This is a genomic window from Acidimicrobiales bacterium (genome assembly GCA_035630295.1).
Classification (GTDB): domain Bacteria; phylum Actinomycetota; class Acidimicrobiia; order Acidimicrobiales; family Iamiaceae; genus Iamia.
In genome coordinates this window covers 63,815-83,112 of sequence record DASQKY010000005.1, presented here as the reverse complement: position 1 = coordinate 83,112, position 19,298 = coordinate 63,815, and the positions used below count along the sequence as shown (strand labels likewise).

The 19,298-nt window shown below is 75.7% G+C and carries 16 protein-coding genes; 10 read left to right on the top strand and 6 right to left on the bottom strand.

Features of this window, described 5'->3' with window-relative positions:
• The first annotated feature begins 121 nt into the window (after positions 1-121).
• The 6 genes from VEW93_01635 to VEW93_01610 all read left to right on the top strand — a co-directional run bounded on the left by VEW93_01635 (position 122) and on the right by VEW93_01610 (position 7,080).
• Positions 122-1,183, top strand: coding sequence for a nitronate monooxygenase (locus tag VEW93_01635; protein ID HYI60488.1), 1,062 nt, complete (start codon positions 122-124; stop codon positions 1,181-1,183).
• A 68-nt stretch (positions 1,184-1,251) separates the two neighbouring features.
• Positions 1,252-2,877, top strand: a complete 1,626-nt coding sequence (locus VEW93_01630; protein HYI60487.1) for a hypothetical protein — start codon at positions 1,252-1,254, stop codon at positions 2,875-2,877.
• 122 nt (positions 2,878-2,999) lie between these two features.
• A complete protein-coding gene (locus VEW93_01625) occupies positions 3,000-3,602 on the top strand; it encodes a hypothetical protein (protein HYI60486.1) in 603 nt (200 codons plus the stop codon).
• 56 nt (positions 3,603-3,658) lie between these two features.
• Entirely contained in the window at positions 3,659-4,840 is a 1,182-nt protein-coding gene (locus VEW93_01620) for an acyl-CoA dehydrogenase family protein (GenBank protein HYI60485.1), read from the top strand.
• A 4-nt stretch (positions 4,841-4,844) separates the two neighbouring features.
• On the top strand, positions 4,845-5,915 hold the full coding sequence (locus VEW93_01615; GenBank protein HYI60484.1) for an acyl-CoA dehydrogenase family protein: 1,071 nt from the start codon (positions 4,845-4,847) through the stop codon (positions 5,913-5,915).
• A gap of 16 nt (positions 5,916-5,931) precedes the next feature.
• Complete coding sequence (locus VEW93_01610) at positions 5,932-7,080, top strand: acetyl-CoA C-acetyltransferase (protein HYI60483.1); 1,149 nt, start codon at positions 5,932-5,934, stop codon at positions 7,078-7,080.
• A gap of 18 nt (positions 7,081-7,098) precedes the next feature.
• Here the strand turns inward: VEW93_01610 and VEW93_01605 are convergent, their stop codons facing one another.
• From VEW93_01605 to VEW93_01595, 3 genes are all read right to left on the bottom strand, one after another.
• A complete protein-coding gene (locus VEW93_01605) occupies positions 7,099-7,908 on the bottom strand; it encodes an acyl-CoA thioesterase domain-containing protein (protein HYI60482.1) in 810 nt (269 codons plus the stop codon).
• A gap of 76 nt (positions 7,909-7,984) precedes the next feature.
• A complete protein-coding gene (locus VEW93_01600; protein HYI60481.1) occupies positions 7,985-8,824 on the bottom strand; it encodes an RNA methyltransferase in 840 nt (279 codons plus the stop codon).
• Positions 8,825-8,826: 2 nt separating this feature from the next.
• Entirely contained in the window at positions 8,827-9,705 is an 879-nt protein-coding gene (locus VEW93_01595; GenBank protein HYI60480.1) for an LLM class F420-dependent oxidoreductase, read from the bottom strand.
• Between the two features lie 71 nt (positions 9,706-9,776).
• Here VEW93_01595 and VEW93_01590 point away from each other — a divergent pair, with 71 nt between their 5' ends.
• A complete protein-coding gene (locus VEW93_01590; GenBank protein ID HYI60479.1) occupies positions 9,777-10,694 on the top strand; it encodes an SDR family oxidoreductase in 918 nt (305 codons plus the stop codon).
• 7 nt (positions 10,695-10,701) lie between these two features.
• Here the strand turns inward: VEW93_01590 and VEW93_01585 are convergent, their stop codons facing one another.
• Both VEW93_01585 and VEW93_01580 read right to left on the bottom strand, forming a co-directional pair.
• The gene (locus tag VEW93_01585; protein ID HYI60478.1) at positions 10,702-11,922 is read right to left on the bottom strand and encodes an acetyl-CoA C-acetyltransferase; all 1,221 of its coding nucleotides are present in this window, start codon (positions 11,920-11,922) and stop codon (positions 10,702-10,704) included.
• A gap of 152 nt (positions 11,923-12,074) precedes the next feature.
• Positions 12,075-14,312, bottom strand: a complete 2,238-nt coding sequence (locus VEW93_01580; GenBank protein HYI60477.1) for an acyl-CoA dehydrogenase — start codon at positions 14,310-14,312, stop codon at positions 12,075-12,077.
• Positions 14,313-14,403: 91 nt separating this feature from the next.
• On the opposite strand from VEW93_01580, the gene VEW93_01575 reads away from it, so the two are divergent.
• Together VEW93_01575 and VEW93_01570 are read left to right on the top strand one after the other, a co-directional pair.
• Complete coding sequence (locus VEW93_01575; protein HYI60476.1) at positions 14,404-15,981, top strand: alkaline phosphatase D family protein; 1,578 nt, start codon at positions 14,404-14,406, stop codon at positions 15,979-15,981.
• Between the two features lie 42 nt (positions 15,982-16,023).
• Complete coding sequence (locus VEW93_01570; GenBank protein HYI60475.1) at positions 16,024-16,713, top strand: hypothetical protein; 690 nt, start codon at positions 16,024-16,026, stop codon at positions 16,711-16,713.
• 4 nt (positions 16,714-16,717) lie between these two features.
• Here the strand turns inward: VEW93_01570 and VEW93_01565 are convergent, their stop codons facing one another.
• A complete protein-coding gene (locus VEW93_01565) occupies positions 16,718-17,962 on the bottom strand; it encodes a CoA transferase (protein ID HYI60474.1) in 1,245 nt (414 codons plus the stop codon).
• 164 nt (positions 17,963-18,126) lie between these two features.
• Between VEW93_01565 and VEW93_01560 the strand changes: the two genes are divergently transcribed.
• Positions 18,127-19,296 carry an LLM class flavin-dependent oxidoreductase gene (locus VEW93_01560; GenBank protein HYI60473.1) on the top strand — a complete coding sequence of 390 codons (1,170 nt, stop codon included), beginning with the start codon at positions 18,127-18,129 and terminating at the stop codon, positions 19,294-19,296.
• Positions 19,297-19,298: the final 2 nt, after the last annotated feature.

Below are 19,298 nucleotides of genomic sequence, written 5' to 3'. Positions count from 1 at the left end.
CCACCGGGCCGGTCCCGCCGGGCACCGGCCGGGCCCGACTGGCTGAGCCCGGCCCGGTCGGGTCGGGCCGCGGCGGCCCGCCGGCCCACCGACCGGCGCCGCCCTCCTAGGGTGCGAGCCGATGGCCGACCCGCTCGCCACCCGGGCCTGCACCCTCCTGGGGTGCCGCCACCCCGTGGTCCAGACGGGCATGGGCTGGGTGTCCGGCGCCCACCTGACCGCGGCCACCAGCGCCGCGGGCGGGTTCGGCGTCCTGGCCGGCGTCACCATGGACCGGGCCCAGCTCTGGGCCGCGGTCCGCTCGGTCAAGGAGGCCACCGACACGCCCTTCGGGGTCAACCTCCGGCCCGACCAGCCCGACCTCGACGAGCGCATCCGCCTGGTGGCCGCCGAGGGGATCCGGCTGGTGTCCTTCGCCGGCGCCCCCAGCCGGGACGTCATCGCCCGCCTCCACGACGCCGGCGTGCTGGTCATGCCCACGGTGGGGGCCCGGCGCCACGCCGAGAAGATGCTGGGGTGGGGCGTCGACGCCGTCATCGCCCAGGGCGGGGAGGGGGGCGGCCACACCGGCCCGGTGCCCACCTCGCTGCTGCTGCCCGCCGTGGTCGACGCGGTGGGGGCCGAGATCCCCGTCCTGGGGGCCGGCGGGTTCCACGACGGGCGGGGCCTGGTGGCGGCCCTGGCCCACGGCGCCGACGGCGTGGCCATGGGAACCCGCTTCCTGCTCACCGCCGAGAGTCGGGTGCCCGACGAGGTCAAGCAGCGCTACCTGGCCGCCGCGGTCACCGACACGGTGGTCACCGACGCCCTCGACGGCGCCCCTCAGCGGGTCATCCGCACCGAGCTGGTCGACCGCCTCACCCGGGCCACCACCCTCACCCGGCTGCCCCGGGCCCTGGCCAACGCCCTGGCCTTCCGCCGCCTGACCGGCACCTCGACCCGCGACCTCATCGCCGAGGGCCTGGCCATGCGCCGGAGCCAGGACCTGACCCTGGCCCAGCTGGCCATGGCGGCCAACGCCCCCATGCTGGTCAAGGCCGCCCTGGTCGACGGCGACCCCGACGCCGGCGTGCTGCCCACCGGCCAGGTCGCCGGGGTGATCGAAGAGGTCCCCACCGTGGCCGAGCTGATGGAACGCATCGTGGCCGAGGCCCGGGCCACCCTGGCCCGGCTGGCCGGCTGAGCCCGGCCCGGGGGGGTCGCGCCCCGGGGGTAGCGTGCGGCCACACCACCCAGGAGGTCGCGGGCGCGATGGGGTTCCTGAAGAACGTGGCGACGGCCTTCACGCCGTCCAACCTCAAGCAGGGGCTGGAGGCGGCCCGCAACCCGCCCACCCCGGAGCAGATGGAGGCCAGCCTGGCCGCCCTCACCCCCGAGCAGCGGGCGGCGTACGAGGCCAACATGGCCCACGTCCGCCAGGCCCAGGCCGAGAGCATGGCCGCCCACGGCCAGGCCCTGGCCATCGAGGACCAGCACCGGGTGCTGCGGGGACCCGCCGGTCGCCACCTCTACGGCGCCAGCCTCGCCGAGCAGCCCAGCCCCGACGAGATGCAGCGCATCGCGGCCGAGGAGGGGCCGTGGGCCCTGGTCCGCCAGACGAGGGCCGCCCAGAAGGGCGACTTCGCCAACGCGCTGAACCAGACCTTCAACCGCGACGCGGTGCCCCAGGAGGACGACCCGGCCCAGCGGGTGCGCATCCAGGCCGAGGAGCGGGCCGCTCGCGCCGAGGCCCGGGCCCCCTACCGGGCCCCGCACGCCCGGCCGGTGGCCATCAGCCGGTTGGCCACCCGGGGCGCCACCCAGCTCTCCGAGGTGCTGGCCCACCTGGGGGCCAGCGGCCTGGCCGCCCACCCCGAGCGGGTCTACGGCCTCTACCGGGTGCCGGACCGCATCAGCGGCCCCATCACCCCCCACTCCGAGCAGGGCCGGGTGGTGGAGTGGGACGTCGTCCACCTGCCGCCCGACGCCCCCGGCCCGCAGGGCGTCCCGGCGGCCCCGGCGGCCGGCCCGCCGGTGGCCACCTCGTTCCGGGCCGCCGACCACTGGGTGACCCGGCGGGCCGGGGAGCCGGCGGTGCTGGACGAGGACCTGGCCGTGGCCTTCTGCCTGTGGGCCGGCATCGGCCCCGAGCGCTGCCTCGGCCTGGCCCGCATGTCCGAGGTGCGGGCCCTGCGCAACGGCGACGAGGACCACGACCACCTGCGCCCCCTGGTCCGGGGGATCGTGGCCATCCACCCGCCCGAGGCCAGCGGCATGTTCGAGCGCCTGGCCGCCTCGGCCCCCTTCGCGGTGGCCGACCCGGCGGCCAGCGGCGTCCACGTAGAGGTCCTCAACTGGGGCGAGGTGGCCCGGGTCGTCCACCCCAAGATCCACCACCCGCCGGCCGTGCCCTCGCCCTTCCCGTACCTGCCCTCCACCCCCCAGGAGCTGATCCGCTCCTACCTGGAGGTGGTAGGCGTGGGCCCCGAGGACTGCTACAGCGTGCAGGCTACCTTCGACCGCCCCTCGTCGCTGGTGCCGGGCGGCCTGTTCACCACCAACCTGGGCCCCCGCCAGGCCTGCGCCGACGGGCAGGACCGCATGCGGACCCACGCCTGCGAGCACGTGGTGCTGGTGTACCGGGACCGGCCCGAGCACGGGGCCGGCCGGGACCGCTGGCGGGCCTACCAGGAGCACGTGCTCCAGGCCCACCTGCACAAGGGCACCGGCACCCGCGCCCCGTTGCACCCCGACGACGACCTGTCCGACATCTCGTCGTCGTTCCTGCGGGGGGCCATCCGGGTGGCCCAGGCCGTGGACTGGGTCGACACCCTGGGCGACGAGAAGCTCCCGCCCTACCGCTACTGCTGGCCCCTGGTGGGGGGCGGCCCGTCGTGAGCTGGTCGAACCCCGACGTGACCCCGGTGGGCCCGGGGGCCGGCCCCCCGCCGGCCACCTCCGTGCCGGTGCCGCCGGCCGGGCCGCCGCCGATCCCGCCCTCGGAGGTGGGTCCCGGCGGCGTGCCCGTCGATCCGTTCGGGAGTCGCCCGTCGGGCCGTCGCCGGGGTCGGGTGCGCCTGGCCCTCGGCCTGCTGGTGGCGGTGGTGGGCCTGGTGGCCACGGTGGTGGCCATCGTGGGCCTCGCCTCCCAGGGGAGCGGCCTGACCGAGAAGGCCGTGGCCCAGGGCGCGGTGGGGGAGGGGGTGGTGGTGCCGGGTGCCTTCACCGCCCCGACCGCCGGTGACTACACGGTGTACGCCCACTTCGACGGGTTCTTCGAGGAGGAGGAGAACCAGCGGGACCGGACCATCGCCGACATCGACTGCGAGGCCGCCCTGCCCGGCGGGCGGACCGCCACCTTCCGGGGGGCCCGCCAGGGCGCCTCGCAGACCATCGGCAGCAACTCCACCATCGGCTGGTTCTCCACGCCCGCCGGGGAGGTGACCGTCACCTGCCGCTACCGGGACGAGGTGGGTTCCCGGGCCGACCAGGTCGAGCTGCTGGTGGTGCCGGGCCGGCCCAGCGTGGCCGGGCTCCTGGGCCTGTTCGTGGGCATCGCCGGCGTGCTGCTGGGGGTGCTGGTGGCGGTGTGGGGATGGTCGGCTCGCCGCAAGCGCTGGTAGCCCGTCCCCCCGGTCCGGGTGACCGTACCTGACGGGTCGTCAGATATCGTCGGGTCGTGGACCTGACCTGGTCGGAGAGCGAGGAGGCGTTCCGGGCCGAGGCCCGGGCCTGGCTGGCCCAGGCCCTGCCGGCCTGGCGGGACCGCCACGGCGGGCGCCCCCTCTCCGGCGACACCGCCGAGGGCTTCGCCCAGCACCTGGACTGGGAGCGCACGCTGTTCGACGCCGGGTGGGCCGTGGTCTCCTGGCCGGTCGAGCACGGCGGCCGGGGCGCCAGCCGGTGGGAGTGGCTCGTCTTCGAGGAGGAGTACCACGCCGCCGGCGCCCCGCCCCGGGTCACCCAGAACGGCATCTTCCTCCTGGCCCCCACCGTGTTCGCCTTCGGCACCCCCGAGCAACAGGCCCACGTCCTGCGGCGCATGGCCCGGGGCGACGACCGGTGGTGCCAGGGCTGGAGCGAGCCCGACGCCGGCAGCGACCTGGCCTCCCTCACCAGCCGGGCCCGCCGCGACGACGAGCGGGGGGGCTGGGTGCTGGAGGGCCGGAAGACCTGGACCACCCGGGGCGCCTTCTGCACCCACCTGTTCGGCCTGTTCCGCTCCGAGCCGGGGAGCGAGCGCCACCGGGGCCTCACCTACCTGATGGTGCCCCTGGGCCTCGACGGGGTGACGGTCCGGGGCTTCGGGCGCCTCGACGGCGACGAGGGCTTCGCCGAGGTGACCTTCGACGGGGCCTTCCTGCCCGACGACTCGCTCCCCGGGGGCCCGGTGCTGGGCGAGGTGGGCGCCGGCTGGTCGGTGGCCATGGCCACCACTTCCTCGGAGCGGGGCCTGACCCTGCGCTCGCCAGGGCGCTTCACCGCCACCGCGGCCCGCCTGGTCGACCTGTACCGCCAGCGCCGGGACGAGGGCCGGGACCTCGACCCCGGCCTGCGGGACCGGGTGACCCAGGGGTGGATGGAGGCCGAGGCCTACCGGCTCCAGACCCTCCAGACCGTCACCGACGACGCCGAGGGGCGCCCGGCCGGGGCCGCCTCCAGCTTCGTGAAGATCTGGTGGTCCGAGCTCGACGTGGCCCTCCACGAGACCGCCCTCGACATCCTCGGCCCCGACGCCGAGCTCGACGGCCCCTGGTCGAAGGGCTGGCAGTTCGCCCTGTCGGGACCCATCTACGCCGGGACCAACGAGATCCAGCGGAACATCGCCGCCGAGCGGGTCCTCGGCCTGCCGAGGCGGTAGCGCCTTGCGCTTCGCCTTCACCGACGACCAGGTCGCCCTGCGCGACGCCGTGCGGCTGCTGCTGGCCCGGGAGTGCCCGGCCGAGGTGGTGCGGGCGGCCTGGCCCGAGGGCACCGACACGAGCGGCGCCCGCAAGGGCGAGGGGGCCCGGGCCGCCGCCGACCGCTCGTGGGCGGCCCTGACCGAGATGGGCGTGCTGGGCGTGGCCGTGTCCGAGGCCCGGGGCGGCCTGGGCCTCGGCCCCGTCGACTGGGTGCTCCTGGCCGAGGAGGCGGGCTACGCCGCCCTGCCCCACCCCTTCGCCGAGACGGTGGCCGTGGTGGCGCCCCTCCTCGATCGGGTCGGCGACCCCGACGGCGTGCTGCCGGGGCTGCTGGACGGCTCCCGCCCGGGCGGCGCCGTGCCCCCTGGTTCGGCCACCGTGGCCTGGGCCGACGAGATCGGCTACTTGGTGCGTCTCGACCACCGGCCCGGCCAGCCCGAACCGTGGCGGGCCCAGCGGGTCACCGCCGGGGTGGCCGCCGGCGCCGTCGAGGTGGGCGAGCGGGCGCCGGCCGACGCCGTCGACGCCGGCCGCCGCCTGGCCCGCCTGGACGGGGGGGTGGCCGGGGGCCCCCTGGGTGGGCCCGAGGAGGCCGAGGCCGCCTTCGACGGGGGCGCCCTGGCCGTGGCCGCCCAGCTGGTCGGGCTGGGGCGGCGCATGGTCGACCTCACCGTGGCCTACGCCACCGAGCGCCGGCAGTTCGGTGCGCCCATCGGGTCGTTCCAGGCCGTGAAGCACCACCTGGCCGACGCCGCCCTGGGCCTGCGCTTCGCCGCCCCCGCGGTGTACGGGGCGGCGTGGTCGCTGGCCACCGGGCAGCCCACGGCCGGGAGGGACGTGTCGATGGCCAAGGCCCTGGCCTCCGACGCGGCCCGGGCCGCCGGCCGCCACGCCCTCCAGTGCCACGGCGCCATCGGCTACACCGTCGAGGCCGACCTCCACCTGTACCTCAAGCGGGCCGAGGCCCTGGCCCGCAGCTGGGGCGACGCCGCCTGGCACCGCCGCCGGGTGGCCACCGCCCTCGGCCTCTGACCCGAAGGAGCCCACCATGCCCGAGGCCTACATCGTCGACGCGGTGCGGACGCCGGTGGGCCGGCGGGGCGGGGGCCTCAGCCACCTCCACCCGGCCGACCTGGGGGCGCTGTCCATCCGGGCCCTGCTGGAGCGCACCGGCATCGACCCCGGGGCGGTGGACGACGTCGTCTTCGGCAACGTCGACTCGGTCGGCGGCCAGGCCGGCGACATCGCCCGCACCTGCTGGCTGGTGGCCGGCGGCCCCGAGCACGTGCCCGGCACCACCGTCGACCGCCAGTGCGGCTCGGCCCAGCAGGCCGTCCACTTCGCGGCCCAGGCCGTCATGGCCGGGGTGAACGACCTGGTGGTGGCCGGGGGCGTGCAGCAGATGTCGCAGATCCCCATCGGCTCGGCCATGACCCTGGCCACCGGCCTGGGCTTCCCCGACCCCTTCACCACCTCGCCGGGCTGGGTGGCCCGCTACGGCGACGGCGAGGTCAGCCAGTTCCGGGGGGCCGAGCTCATCGCCGAGCGCTGGGACATCTCCCGCGACGAGATGGAGGCCTTCGCTGTCGAGTCCCATGCCCGGGCTCTCCGGGCCCGGGCCGAGGGGCGCTTCGAGGCCGAGATCGCCCCCGTGGGCGACCTGGCCCACGACGAGGGGCCCCGGGAGCCGGACTGGGACAAGATCCGCAGCCTCCCCACGCTGGTGGAGGGGGGCCGGGTCACGGCCGCGGTGGCCAGCCAGATCAGCGACGCCTCGTCCGCCCTGCTCATCGCCGGGGAGCAGGCCGTGGCCGACCACGGCCTCACCCCCCGGGCCCGCATCCACCACATGAGCGTCCGGGGCGACGATCCCGTCTTCATGCTCACCGCCCCCATCCCCGCCACCCGCCACGCCCTGGAGAGGACGGGGATGTCCATGGAGGACATGGACGCGGTCGAGATCAACGAGGCCTTCGCCTCGGTGGTGCTGGCCTGGGAGCGGGAGCTGAAGCCCGACATGGGCAAGGTCAACCCCAACGGGGGGGCCATCGCCCTCGGCCACCCGCTGGGCGCCACCGGGGCCCGGCTCATGACCACCCTGCTCCACCACCTGGAGCGCACCGGTGGCCGCTACGGCCTCCAGACCATGTGCGAGGGCGGCGGCCAGGCCAACGTCACCATCATCGAGCGCCTCTGAGGGCGGCCCGCCCTCGCCTCAGCGACGGGGCCGGAGCAGGACCTCCTGGCTGACGGTGGCCACGTGGGTTCCGTCGGCGGCGAAGACGTGGCCCATGGACAGCCCCCGCGACGAGATGAGGCCGTGGCACCGCAGGTCGTGCAGCAACCACTCGTCGGCCCGGACGGGGCGGTGGAACCAGATGGCGTGGTCCAGGCTGAAGGCCACCATCTCGTCGTAGCCGTCCCCGGTGCGCCGGGGGTCGAGGGTCACCGCGGCATCGGTGGGCACGTCGTCGGACATGTAGGCCAACGCGGCGGCGTGCAGGGCCGGCGTGTCGTCGGCGCCCTCCAGGGGCCGGGCCAGGCGCATCCAGCCCGCCGCCGTGCCCGGCCGCTCCGCCGTGTCGAGCATGGTCCGCTCGTACAGGGGGCTCCACGACTCGCCCGAGACCTCCTCGGGTGAGGGCACGTCGGGCAGGACCGCGGTCTGGGCCTCCGGGGCGTCCTCGTCGATCTGGAACGACGCCGAGAGGGACAGGATGGCCCCCACCGCCTGGCGGGCCTCGACGGTCCGGGTGGTGAACGAACGGCCGTCGCGGGTCCGGGCCACCTCGTAGCGCACCGGCTCGGCGTGGTCGCCCCGGCGGATGAAGTAGGCGTGCAGGGAGTGGACCCGGTACCGGGGCTCGACCGTGGCCGACGCCGCGTGCAGGGCCTGGGCCACGATCTGCCCGCCGTACAGCCCACCCCACGGGTAGCGGGGCCCGGCGCCCACGAAGGTGTCGGGCCCGTGGGGCTCCAGGGCCATCATGGCGGTGAACGACGAGGTCGGGTCGGAGGAGGTCATGTCGGCCCGACGCTACCGACGGGGCCCAGCCCGGCCCCACGTCACCGGGGCCGGCGGCCGTCCCTGGTCCTCACAGTCAGTCCAGGAGCGGGCCGCGCAGGTGGCTGAGGGCCACGGCGGCGGCGGTGGCCACGTTCAGCGAGTCGACGCCGGCGGCCATGGCGATCCGGACCGGCTCGATCCCCGGGGCGGCCAGGGTGGCGGCGGCCAGGCCCGGCCCCTCGGCCCCCACCAGCACCGCGGCCCGCTGGCGGGGCCCGAGCGGAGGGGCCCGGTGGACCAGGGTGACGGCCCCTGGCGTGAGGGCCAGGACCCGCCACCCGGTGGCGGCCAGGCCGGCCACCTCGTCGGGCCAGGCCGTGGCCCGGGTGTGGGGGACGCCCAGGACGTGGCCCATCGACACCCGCACGCACCGGCGGTACCACGGGTCCGCGCAGGTGGGGTCGAGGAGGACGGCATCGACGCCGAAGGCGGCGGCGTTGCGGAACAGCACGCCCAGGTTCTCGTGGTCGTTGATGCCCTCCAGGGCCAACACGGTGCCGGCCCCGGCCAGGAGCTCGGCCGGGGCCACCGGCTCGGGCCGGGACACGGCCGCCACCACGCCCCGGTGGAGGGCGAAGCCGGCCGTGGCCTCCAGCACCGCGGCCGGGGCGGTGTAGACGGCGGCGCCGTGGGCGGCCAGGGCCGCGGCCACCGGGGCCATGCGCTCGGCCCGCCGCTCGCCGACCAGCAGCGACCGGGTGGCCGGGGCGTGGGGCGAGGCGGCCAGGGCCTCGACGGCCAGGGGGCTCTCGACGATGAACACGCCCCGCTCGGCCTCGTACCGCTTGCGCAGCGCCGGGTCGGTCAGGGCCCGGTAATCGGCCAGCCGGGGGTCGTCCGGGTCCTCGATCCGGGTCGGCTCCGCGCTGGCCATCGTCAGGAGGGGAGGTGCGGGGCGTAGGTGTCGAGGGTGCGCAGGACCTCGTCCCGGCCGGCGGAGGGGAGGCGCAGCACGCACTCGTCCACGCCGATCTCGCGGTAGTGGGCCAGCTTCCCGGGCGTGGGCACGGTGCCGAAGGTGGTGACCCTCATGGCCCCCGGGTCGCGGCCGGCGGCGGCCATCTCGGACCGGAACCGGGCCACGTCGGTGGTCAGGCCGGCCCCGCCGATGGGGATCCAGCCGTCGCCCCAGGCCCGGACGTGGCCGAACACGGTGGGGCTGGCCATGCCGCCCAGGTGGACCGGCACGCCGGGGCGGCGGGCCTGGCCCCCGTCGCTGCCGGGGCGGGCCACGGCCTGCACCGGCTTGGGCCAGGCCCAGGACGGGGGCAGGTGGACGTGATCGCCCCGGTAGGAGGCCACCTCGTCGGCCCACAGAGCCTGCATGGCCTCCACCCGCTCCCGCACCACGGCCCGCCGCTCGGCCATGGCCACGCCGTGGTCCTCCAGCTCGTCCGCGTTCCAGCCGAAGCCCACGCCCAGGGCCAGGCGCCCTCCCGAGAGCAGGTCGAGGGTGGCCGCCGCCTTGGCGGTGACGATGGGGTCGCGCTGGGCCGGCAGCAGGATGCCGGTGCCCAGGCGCAGCCGGGTGGTGGCCGCCGCGGCCCAGGACAGGGCCACGAACGGGTCGAGGGTGCGCTTGTACATCTCGGGCAGCTCGGCCTCGCCGGTGGGGGGCGGGGTCCGGCGGCTGACCGGCATGTGGGTGTGCTCGGGGATCCACAGCGAGGCGTAGCCCCGGTCCTCCAGCTCGGCGGCCAGCTCACCGGGGTGCCAGCTCCGGTCGGTGGCGAAGGCGGTCGCCCCGATGTCCACGGAGCGGGACCCTACCGGGCCGGCCCGGTAACCTGACGACCCGTCAGAAGCACGGCACGAGGAGCCCACCGATGAGCCAGGGGATCTGCCAGGGGCGGGTCGTCGTCGTCACCGGCGCCGGCCGGGGGTTGGGCCGGGACCACGCCCGGGAGCTGGCCCGCCAGGGGGCCCTGGTGGTGGTCAACGACTTCGGGCGGGAGCTGGACGGCACCCCCAGCCCCGGCAACCCGGCCCACCAGGTGGTGGAGGAGATCCGGGGCGCCGGGGGCGAGGCCGTGGCCAACGGCGACGACGTGGCCGACTGGGACGGCGCGGCCCGGCTGGTCGGCGCCGCCCTCGACGCCTTCGGGCGCCTCGACGCGGTGGTCAACAACGCCGGCGTGGTCCGCGACCGCATGTTCGCCACCAGCACCGAGGACGAGTGGGACGCGGTGGTCCGGGTCCACCTCAAGGGCCACGTCGCACCGTCCCGCCACGCCGCCGCCCACTGGCGCGACCGGGCCAAGGCCGGCGAGGTGGTCGACGCCCGCATCGTCAACACCACCTCGGGCGCCGGCCTGCTGGGCAGCGTGGGCCAGGCCGCCTACTCGGCGGCCAAGGCCGGCATCGTGGGCCTGACCCTGGTGCAGGCGGCCGAGCTGGGGCGCTACGGGGTGACCGCCAACGCCCTGGCCCCCTCGGCCCGCACCCGCATGACCGAGGGGCCCTTCGCCGAGATGATGGCGCGGCCCACCGACCCCGGGGCCTTCGACGCCATGGACCCGGCCAACGTCTCGCCCCTGGTGGCCTGGCTGGTCTCGGCCGACAGCGCCGGGGTCACCGGCCGGGTGTTCGAGGCCGAGGGAGGCCGGGTGAGCGTGGCCGACGGCTGGCAGCACGGCCCGGCGACGGACAAGGGCGCCCGCTGGGACCCGGCCGAGCTGGGCCCCGTCATCCGGGGGCTGCTGGCCCAGGCCCCGCCCCCGGCCCCGGTCTACGGAGCCTCCTGACCCCCGGTCAGCTCAGGCGCTCGAAGATCATGGCCATGCCCTGGCCGCCGCCGACGCACATGGTCTCCAGGCCGAAGGTCTTGTCCGCGTCCTGCAGGCCGTGGATGAGGGTGGTGGCGATGCGGGCGCCGGTCATGCCGAAGGGGTGGCCCACGGCGATGCCCCCGCCGTTGACGTTCAGCTTGTCCCAGCTGATGCCCAGCTCCTTGGCCGACGGGATGACCTGGGCCGCGAAGGCCTCGTTGATCTCCACCAGGTCGATGTCGTCGATGGTCATGCCGGCCCGGGCCAGGGCCTGCTTGGAGGCCTCGATGGGGCCCAGGCCCATGATCTCGGGGTTCAGGCCGGTGACGCCCGAGGCCACCACGCGGGCCAGCGGGGTGAGGCCCAGCTCGGCGGCCCGGGTGTCGCTCATGACCACCACGGCCGCGGCCCCGTCGTTGAGGGGGCAGGCGTTGCCGGCGGTGATCCGCCCGTCGGGGCGGAAGGCGGGCTTCAGGTTGGCCAGGCCCTCGGCCGTGGTGCCGGCCCGGATGCCGTCGTCGCGGGTCACGACCACCGGGTTGCCCTCGTCGTCCTTGGTGGCGACCGGGGTGATCTCGTGCTCCCAGAACCCGTTCTCCAGCGAGGCGGTGGCCCGCTGCTGCGACAGGGCCGCGAACTCGTCCATCTCCTCGCGGGTGGTGCCGGTGAGCTCGGCCACGTTCTCGGCCGTCTCGCCCATGGCGATGTACACGTCCGGGAGGCCCTCGGGGGCGGCCCAGTCGCCCTGGCCGCCGGCCTGGCGGGCCGCGGTGCGGGCCTCGGCCTCGGCGTAGCGGGGGTTCTTGGCCCCGCCCACGTCGGCCATGCCGTTCAGGAAGCGGCTGACCGTCTCCACCCCGGCGGCCACGAACACGTCGCCCTCGCCGGCCCTGATGGCGTGGGCGGCCATGCGGATGGCCTGCAGCGACGACGAGCAGTAGCGGTTGATGGTGACACCGGGGACATCCGGCATGCCGGCCTGGATGGCGGCGATGCGGGCCAGGTTGAAGCCCGACTCGCCGGCCGGCTGGCCGCAGCCCAGGATCAGGTCCTCCACGCTCTGGCGGTCCAGCTCGGGCACCTGGTTGAGGGCGGTGTCGACGATGAAGGCGGTGAGGTCGTCGGGGCGCTCGTTCTTGAGCGAGCCCTTCATGGCCCGCCCGATCGGGGTGCGGGCGGTGCTGACGATGACGGCTTCCGGCACGACGGTCTCCTCGGTGCGACAGGCGGTGCCCGCCGACCGGCCCGGGGGCCGGTGCGCGCGGCGGACGTGGGCCACGGTCTAGCCGGTGGTCCGGCGACCCCGGAAAAGCCCGGGACCGCCCCGGGCGGGCTGGCGCCGGCTCGGGCCGGGGGTCAGGCCCGGCCCCGGGGGAGGCCCAGGGCCCGCTCGGCGATGATGCCGCGGAGGACCTCGGAGGTGCCGCCGTAGATGGTGGTCACCTGGCAGTGCCGGTAGGTGGCCTCGATCCACCCGTCGGCCGCGGCCCCGGGCTCGCCGTGGCGGCGCAGGCCCTCCGCCCCCAGCACGTCCATGAGGTCGTCGGCCACCCGCTGGTAGTGCTCGGTGGTGGCCAGCTTGGCCATGGTGCCCTCGACCCCCGGGAGGGCCCCGGTGGAGGCCAGCCACGCCGCCCGCCACCCCAGCAGGTTGGCCACCTCGTTGCCGATGGCGGCCCGGGCCAGCCGCTCCCGCACCGACGGCTCGTCGATGCGCCCGGTGGACCGGGCCCAGCGGAGGCCGTGGGCCAGGAGCCGCACCGCCTCGCCGTACCAGGCCGAGTTCCGCTCGAAGACGAGGGCGGTCATCATCACCTTCCACCCGCCGTCGACCTCGCCGACCCGGTAGCGGTCCGGCACCCGCACGTCGTCGTACCAGGTGATGTTGGTGCGCTCGCCGCCCATGGTGGGCACCGGGGTGACGCCGATGCCCGGCGTGTCCATGGGCACCACGAACATGGTCAGGCCCTTGTGCTTGGCCGCCTCGGTGTCGGTCCGGGTCAGCAGGAACACGTACTGGCTCTCGTGGGCCAGCGTGGTGAACATCTTCTGGCCGTTGACCACCCACTCGTCGCCGTCGCGCACGGCTCGGGTGGCGCAGGCGGCGACGTCGCTGCCTGCGTCGGGCTCGCTGTAGCCCAGGCAGACCAGCACCTCGCCCGAGAGGATCCGGGGGATGATCTCGCCCTTCTGCCACTCGGTCCCCTCGTGCAGGAGGGTGTGGGCCACCAGGGTGGCGACGCCGAGGCCGTCGACCGGGGCGCCGGAGAGGTACATCTCCTCGGTGAGGGCGTTCATCTCCAGCGGCGACCGGCCCTGGCCGCCCCACTCGGCGGGCCACCCGGCCGAGATCCAGCCCTCGGCGGCCATGGCCCGGTGCAGGCCCCAGTCGTGGACGGTGCCGGTGCGGTGGGCGGTCTCGATCACCTCGTCGGTGACGTGGCGGCCCAGGAAGGCCCGGGCCTCGGACCGGAAGGCCTCCACCGCCTCGGGGAGGCGGAAGTCCAGGCCCTCGGCCCGGGGGCGCGCCGGGCGGCGGGCCGGATCGACCGGGCCCAGCACGACCGAGGCGGCGTCGGGGAGGGGCGCCCCCACGGGGCCGAAGCAGCGGTCGGTCACCGCGGCCAGGTCGTCGTGGGGGTCGCCGACGAGGAGACGCACGGCCTTGGCCCGGCGGAAGGCGAGCTGGACGTCGTACTCCTCCATGAAGCCGTAGCCGCCGTGGACGTGGAGGGCGTCCGACGCCGTGCGCTGAGCCACCTCGGCGGCCCGGGCGAAGGCCATGGCCGGGTGGGCGGCGGCCTCGGGCTCGCCGCCGTCGAGGGCCCACAGGGCCTTGCGGGCCAGCAGGCGGGCCCCCTCCACGTCGGTGGCCCGGTCGGCCATGCGGTGCTGGAGGGCCTGGAACGAGCCGATGGGCACGCCGAACTGGTGGCGCTCGGTGGCGTAGCGGACGGCCAGGTCCAGGCTGTGCTGGGCCAGGCCGACCAGCCACGCCGCGGTGAGGGACCGCCACTCGTCGGCCAGCCGGGTGTGGGCGGCCTCGGCGTCGGGTTCGGCTGCCAGGACCACCAGGTCGTGGTCGACGGCCACGTCCGCCGCCCCCAGGGCGCTGAGGGCGCGGGGGACCGGGGCGCCGGGGTCGTGGGGAGCGAGCACCAGGTGGCCGCGGTGGAGGACCACGGCCCCCTCGGCGGCCCCCGCCCCGGGCACCAGGGTGGCGACGCCGTCGGCCGCGGGCCGGGGGGCGACGACCACCACCGCCCCGGCGGCCACCCGGGCCGCCTCCTCGGCCCGGCCGTGGCGGGCCAGGGCCCGGCCGGCCACGGCCACCTCCACCACGGGGGCCGAGGCCAGGGCCGCGCCGCAGGCCTCCACGGCGATCCCCAGCCCGGCCAGGGTCGACCCGCCGCCGCCCACGTCCTCGGGGAGGGCCATGGCCGGCAGCCCCACGGCTACCAGCGCGCCCCACAGCTCGGGGTCGAAACCGGTGGCCTCGGCCGCCCGGACCTGCTCGGGGCCGGAGCGCTTGGCCAGCAGCCGGGCCACGCTGTCGCGGATCAGCTCCTGCTCGTCGGTCAGGGTCAGGTCCACGGGCCGATGCTAGAACGCGTTCTAAGGGGGTGGCGTCACGGGCGGGCGTTGCCCCGGCCGGGGCGCCGGGCCTGTGGCACCATGCCCGGCCATGGAGCCCATCGGCCGCCGCTCGCTCATCATGGGGACGGCGGCCGCCGTCGCCGCCCTCCGCCTCCGCAACGCCGGCCTGCCCGCCCTGCTCGGCGCCCAGGCCCGGGCCCTGGTCGACGACCCGTTCACCCTGGGCGTGGCCACCGGCGACCCCACCGCCGACGGCTTCGTGGCCTGGACCCGCCTGGCCCCCGATCCCGTCGGTGGCGGGGGCGTGGGCCCCGACCCGGTCACCGTCGGCTGGGAGGTGGCCTCCGACGCCGGCTTCGCCCAGGTGGTGCGGTCCGGCGCCGTGGTGGCCACCGCGGACCTGGCCCACACCGTCCACGTCGTGGTCGACGGCCTCGAGCCCGACGGCGAGTGGTGGGTGCGCTTCACCGCCGAGACCTTCACCAGCCCGGTGGGGCGGGGCCGCACCCTGCCCGCCGGCGGCACCCCCGCCCTGCGCTTCGCCCTGGCCTCGTGCCAGAGCTACACCTCCGGCTACTACACGGCGCTGCGCAGCCTGGCCGGCGAGGGCTGCGACCTGTGGCTCCACCTGGGCGACTACATCTACGAGAACGGCGGCTCCGGCCCGGTCCGGGCCCACACCCCCGGCGAGTGCTTCACGCTGGCCGAGTACCGCAACCGCTACGCCCAGTACAAGACCGACCCCGACCTGCAGGCCGCCCACGCCTCGGCGCCGGTGATCCCGGTGTGGGACGACCACGAGGTCGACAACAACTACGCCGGCGACTGGGGGGCCGACGGCCAGACCGCGGCCCAGGTCCGGGCCCGGCGCACCGCCGGCTACCGGGCCTGGTTCGAGCACCAGCCCGTGCGCCTCACCGCCCCCACCGGGCCCGGCCTCGAGATCTACCGCAGCTTCTCGTGGGGCGACCTGGCCACCTTCCACATGCTGGACGGGCGCCAGTACCGCGACCCGGCCCCCTGCGGCGGCGAGCTGGCCGACTGCCCGGAGCGCACCGCCGTCGACCGGTCCATGCTGGGCGCCGAGCAGCGGTCCTGGCTCACCTCCGGCCTGGGCCGGTCCACCGCGGTGTGGGACGTGGTGGGCCAGCAGACGGTGTTCACGCCGCTGCCCTTCGGTCCCTACTTCAACACCGACCAGTGGGACGGCTACCCGCAGGACCGCCAGCGGGTGTGGGAGGTGCTGCGCCAGCGGCCCAACCCGGTGGTGTGCACCGGCGACATCCACGCCGCCGGCGTGGCCCGCATGCACCACGACCTCGACGACGTGGCCACCGAGCGCATCGGCACCGAGCTGGTGGGCACGTCGATCTCCTCGGCCTTCACCGACGCCGCCCTGACCGACGTGGCCGAGACCCTGGCCCGGGGGCTGCCCTACGTCGAGTACGTCAACGCCCGGCAGCGGGGCTACACCGTGGTCGACCTCACCGCCGATGCCCTCCACGCCGAGTTCAAGGTGGTCAGCGACGCCACCGTGCCTGACGGGACGGTCAGCGTGGACCACGTGGTCGACGTGGCCGCCCGGGTGGTGGTGGTCCCGCCCGACCAGACGGGCACGGCGCCGCCGGCCCAGCCGGTGACGGCCGACGCCCGCTTCACCGGATGACCCCCGCCCCGGCCTGAGCGGCGGGGGTGGCACGCTGGGCCGGTGGAGCGGCCGCTGTACCTGCACGAGATCGTGGACGTGGTGGGGCGGGGGGCGGCGCCCTACATGGACCACGTGGTGCGCTTCGACGCCGCCGCGGTGGCCGACGGGGGCCTGGCCCTGGCCGGCACCTGGGAGGTGGTGGGCACCACCGGCCGCTGGCCCCAGGTGGTCAACCTGTGGGAGGTGGTCGACGGGTGGGACGGGTGGGAGCGCCTGGCCCGGCGCACCAACCTGGCCAAAGCGGCCAACACGCAGCTGGCCGGCTGGTGGGACGAGGCCCACCGGAACCGCACCGGCGGCATCGACCGGTTGCTGCTGGCGACTCCCACCGCCCCCGACCCGGCGGCCCGGGCCGCGGCCGGGGTCCGGGGCGAGGTGGCGGTGCACGAGCTGACCCGGGTCCACCCCGGGGCCGGCCCCGAGTACCTGGCCGCCCTGGTCGAGCGGTGGGCTCCCATCGCGGCCACCTTCGGGGTGCACCTGGTGGGGGCGTTCGAGGTGCTGATGACCGACGTGGAGGTGGTCACCGTGTGGGTGGCCGACCTGGCCGCCCACACCGCCCTCCTGCTGGCCGGCGTCGAGGGCGGCCCGCCGGTGGCCGGCTGGCCGGCGACCCGCCGCCAGTGGTGCACCGCCTGGCGCGAGGAGCTCATGGTCCCGGCGCCGTCGAGCCCCTTCGCCCCTCGCTGACCGGTCAGGTGGGGCCGAGGGCGCCGGAGGTGCGGAGGGTGGCGATGCGGTCGGGGGTGTAGGCCAGGACCTCGGTGAGGACCTCGTCGGTGTGCTGGCCCACGGTGGGGGCCTTGGCCGGCACGGGCAGCGGGACGTCGGCGAACTTGAGGGGGGAGGGGAGCTGGTCGGTCCCCACCACCTCCTGGGGGATCCACGGCATCCGGTCCTGGAACTGGGGGTCGGCGGCGATGGTCTCGGGGGTGTTGACCGGGGCGATGGGGGTGTCGTGCTCGTCGCCGAAGGCCACCCACTCGGCCGTGGTGCGCTGGCGGAACACGTCGCGGAGGACGGCCTGCAGGGCGGTGTCGCCCCGGGCGTGGTCGGCGTACTGCGAGCCGGGGTGGGCCTCGAACAGCTCGGGCCGGCCGATGCCCTCGCAGAAGTTCCTCCACAGCTCCCGCTCCGAGGCCATGAACAGCACGTGCCCGTCCGCGCTCTCGTAGAACTGGTAGCGCACCCCGTCGCGCATCCCGGCCGTGCCCGGAGCCCGGCGCTCGAAGCCGTCGGCCTCGTTGCCGGTCACCTCGTCCTCGGGCCGCTCGTAGGCCCGGTAGGTCTCGCTGCGCAGCCAGTCCATGGCCGCGGCGGCGTCGCTCTGGGCTACCTCCAACCGGCACCCCTGGCCGGTGGCCCGGGCCCGGGTGACGCCGGCCAGGATGCCCAGCGCCCCGAACAGGGGCCCGGCGTGGATGCCCACCGACGGGTGCTCGGGGATGGCGCAGAAGCCGTCGCCGGTGGCCTCGGGTTGGACCAGGCCGGCCCACGCGTCGTAGGCGATGCCGTGGCTGGGCAGCGTGGCGTAGGGGCCGGTGGCGCCGTAGCCGGAGATGGTGCAGAAGACGAGGCGGGGGTTGACCTCCCGGAGCGCGTCGTAGCCCAGGCCCCGGCGCTCCAGGCCCCCGGGCCGCATGGCCTCGACCACGGCGTCGGCCCCGCGGGCCAGGTCGCGGAACACCTCGGCCCCCTCGGGGGTGCGGAGGTCGAGCACGATCGAGCGCTTGCCCCGGCTGATGTGCAGGTGCATGAGCGAGGTGCCCTCCACGATGGGCCAGGTCATGCGGCGGATGTAGTCCCCGGCCGGGGGCTCGACCTTGATGACCTCGGCCCCCAGGTCGGCCAGGTGGGTGGTGATGGCCCCCGGCCCCAGCATCGAGCACTCCACGACGCGCACCCCGGCCAGGGGCCCGCTCCGCTCCCGACCGGCCATGGCTTCCTCCTCGGGGGACGAGTTCTGACGACCCGTCAGAACCTACGCCTCCCACTCCTCGCCGGGGAACCCGGCACCTTTTCGTCCCCATGCGGTACGAAAAGGTGCCGAGAACGGGAGGGGGGTGCTGGACACAAACTAGAACGTGTTCTAGTTTGGGGGGCATGGAGTTCGGAGTGTTCGCCCAGCTGTTCGTGCCCCAGTTCGAGCGGGACCGGGACCCGCACGCCGAGCACCGGCGCATCTTCCGCAACGTGGAGATCGCCAAGGCGGCCGACGCCTACGCCTTCAAGTACGTGTGGTGCCCCCAGCACCACTTCCTGGACGAGTACTCCCACATGCCCGGGCCCGAGGCCTTCCTGGCCTTCTGCGCGGCGCAGACCGAGCGGGTCCACCTGGGCTCGGCCATCTTCAACATCACCCCGGCGGTCAACAAGCCGGTGCGCATCGCCGAGAACGTCGCCCTGCTCGACCACCTGACCAGCAACCGCTTCGAGTTCGGCACCGGCCGGGGCTCGTCGTCGACCGAGGTCCTGGGCTTCGGCATCCCCAGCGTGGATGACACCAAGGGCATGTGGCGGGAGGCCATCCGCGAGATCCCCAAGATGTGGGCCGACGCGCCCTACTCCTACGACGGCGAGCACTTCTCGGTCCCGGAGCGGAAGATCTTCCCCTGCCCCCACGGCGCCGCCCACCCGGCCATGTGGGTGGCGGCCGGCAGCCCCGGCACCTTCACCGAGGCCGGGGAGCTGGGCCTGGGCGCCTTCTGCTTCGCCCTGGGCAAGCCCCAGCAGATGGAGCCCCTCATCAACGCCTACAAGGCGGCCATCGGGGGGGCCACGCCAGTCGGCGACTACGTCAACGACAACATCATGGGCGTGACCAACATGCTGTGCATGGAGGACCGGGCCAAGGCCTTCGAGGTGGCCTCGACCATGGGCATGAACTACTACTCGACCCTGGCCTACCACTGGCTCGACAACGTGCCCCGGCCCAAGACCCTGCCCGAGTGGCCGAACAAGATCCCCGAGCCCACCCCCGAGCAGGTCGAGCAGCTCTCGTTCGAGGGCTACGTGGCCATCGGCGACCCCGACGACTGCGCCCGGTCCATCCAGCGCTGGGTCGACCTGGGCTTCGACCAGCTCACCTTCAGCCCCACCACCAACACGCTGCCCACCGAGACGGTGGTGGCGTCCATGGAGCTGTTCGGCCGGGAGGTCATCCCCCGCTTCGACACCGACCCGATGCACTCCACCACCCGCTACCGCCAGGCCCACGCCGCCTCGGTCGGGGGCGAGGTGCCCGGCGTGGTCGACGGCCTCGACGTGGCGTAGGC

Excerpts from the sequence above, each read along its gene's own strand:
- VEW93_01560 (HYI60473.1), top strand. The coding sequence starts at position 18,127 with ATGGAGTTCGGAGTGTTCGCCCAGCTGTTCGTGCCCCAGTTCGAGCGG.
- VEW93_01600 (HYI60481.1), bottom strand. The coding sequence starts at position 8,824 with ATGGCCAGCGCGGAGCCGACCCGGATCGAGGACCCGGACGACCCCCGG.
- VEW93_01630 (HYI60487.1), top strand. The coding sequence starts at position 1,252 with ATGGGGTTCCTGAAGAACGTGGCGACGGCCTTCACGCCGTCCAACCTC.
- VEW93_01565 (HYI60474.1), bottom strand. The coding sequence starts at position 17,962 with ATGGCCGGTCGGGAGCGGAGCGGGCCCCTGGCCGGGGTGCGCGTCGTG.
- VEW93_01605 (HYI60482.1), bottom strand. The coding sequence starts at position 7,908 with ATGACCTCCTCCGACCCGACCTCGTCGTTCACCGCCATGATGGCCCTG.
- VEW93_01590 (HYI60479.1), top strand. The coding sequence starts at position 9,777 with ATGAGCCAGGGGATCTGCCAGGGGCGGGTCGTCGTCGTCACCGGCGCC.
- VEW93_01610 (HYI60483.1), top strand. The coding sequence starts at position 5,932 with ATGCCCGAGGCCTACATCGTCGACGCGGTGCGGACGCCGGTGGGCCGG.
- VEW93_01575 (HYI60476.1), top strand. The coding sequence starts at position 14,404 with ATGGAGCCCATCGGCCGCCGCTCGCTCATCATGGGGACGGCGGCCGCC.
- VEW93_01635 (HYI60488.1), top strand. The coding sequence starts at position 122 with ATGGCCGACCCGCTCGCCACCCGGGCCTGCACCCTCCTGGGGTGCCGC.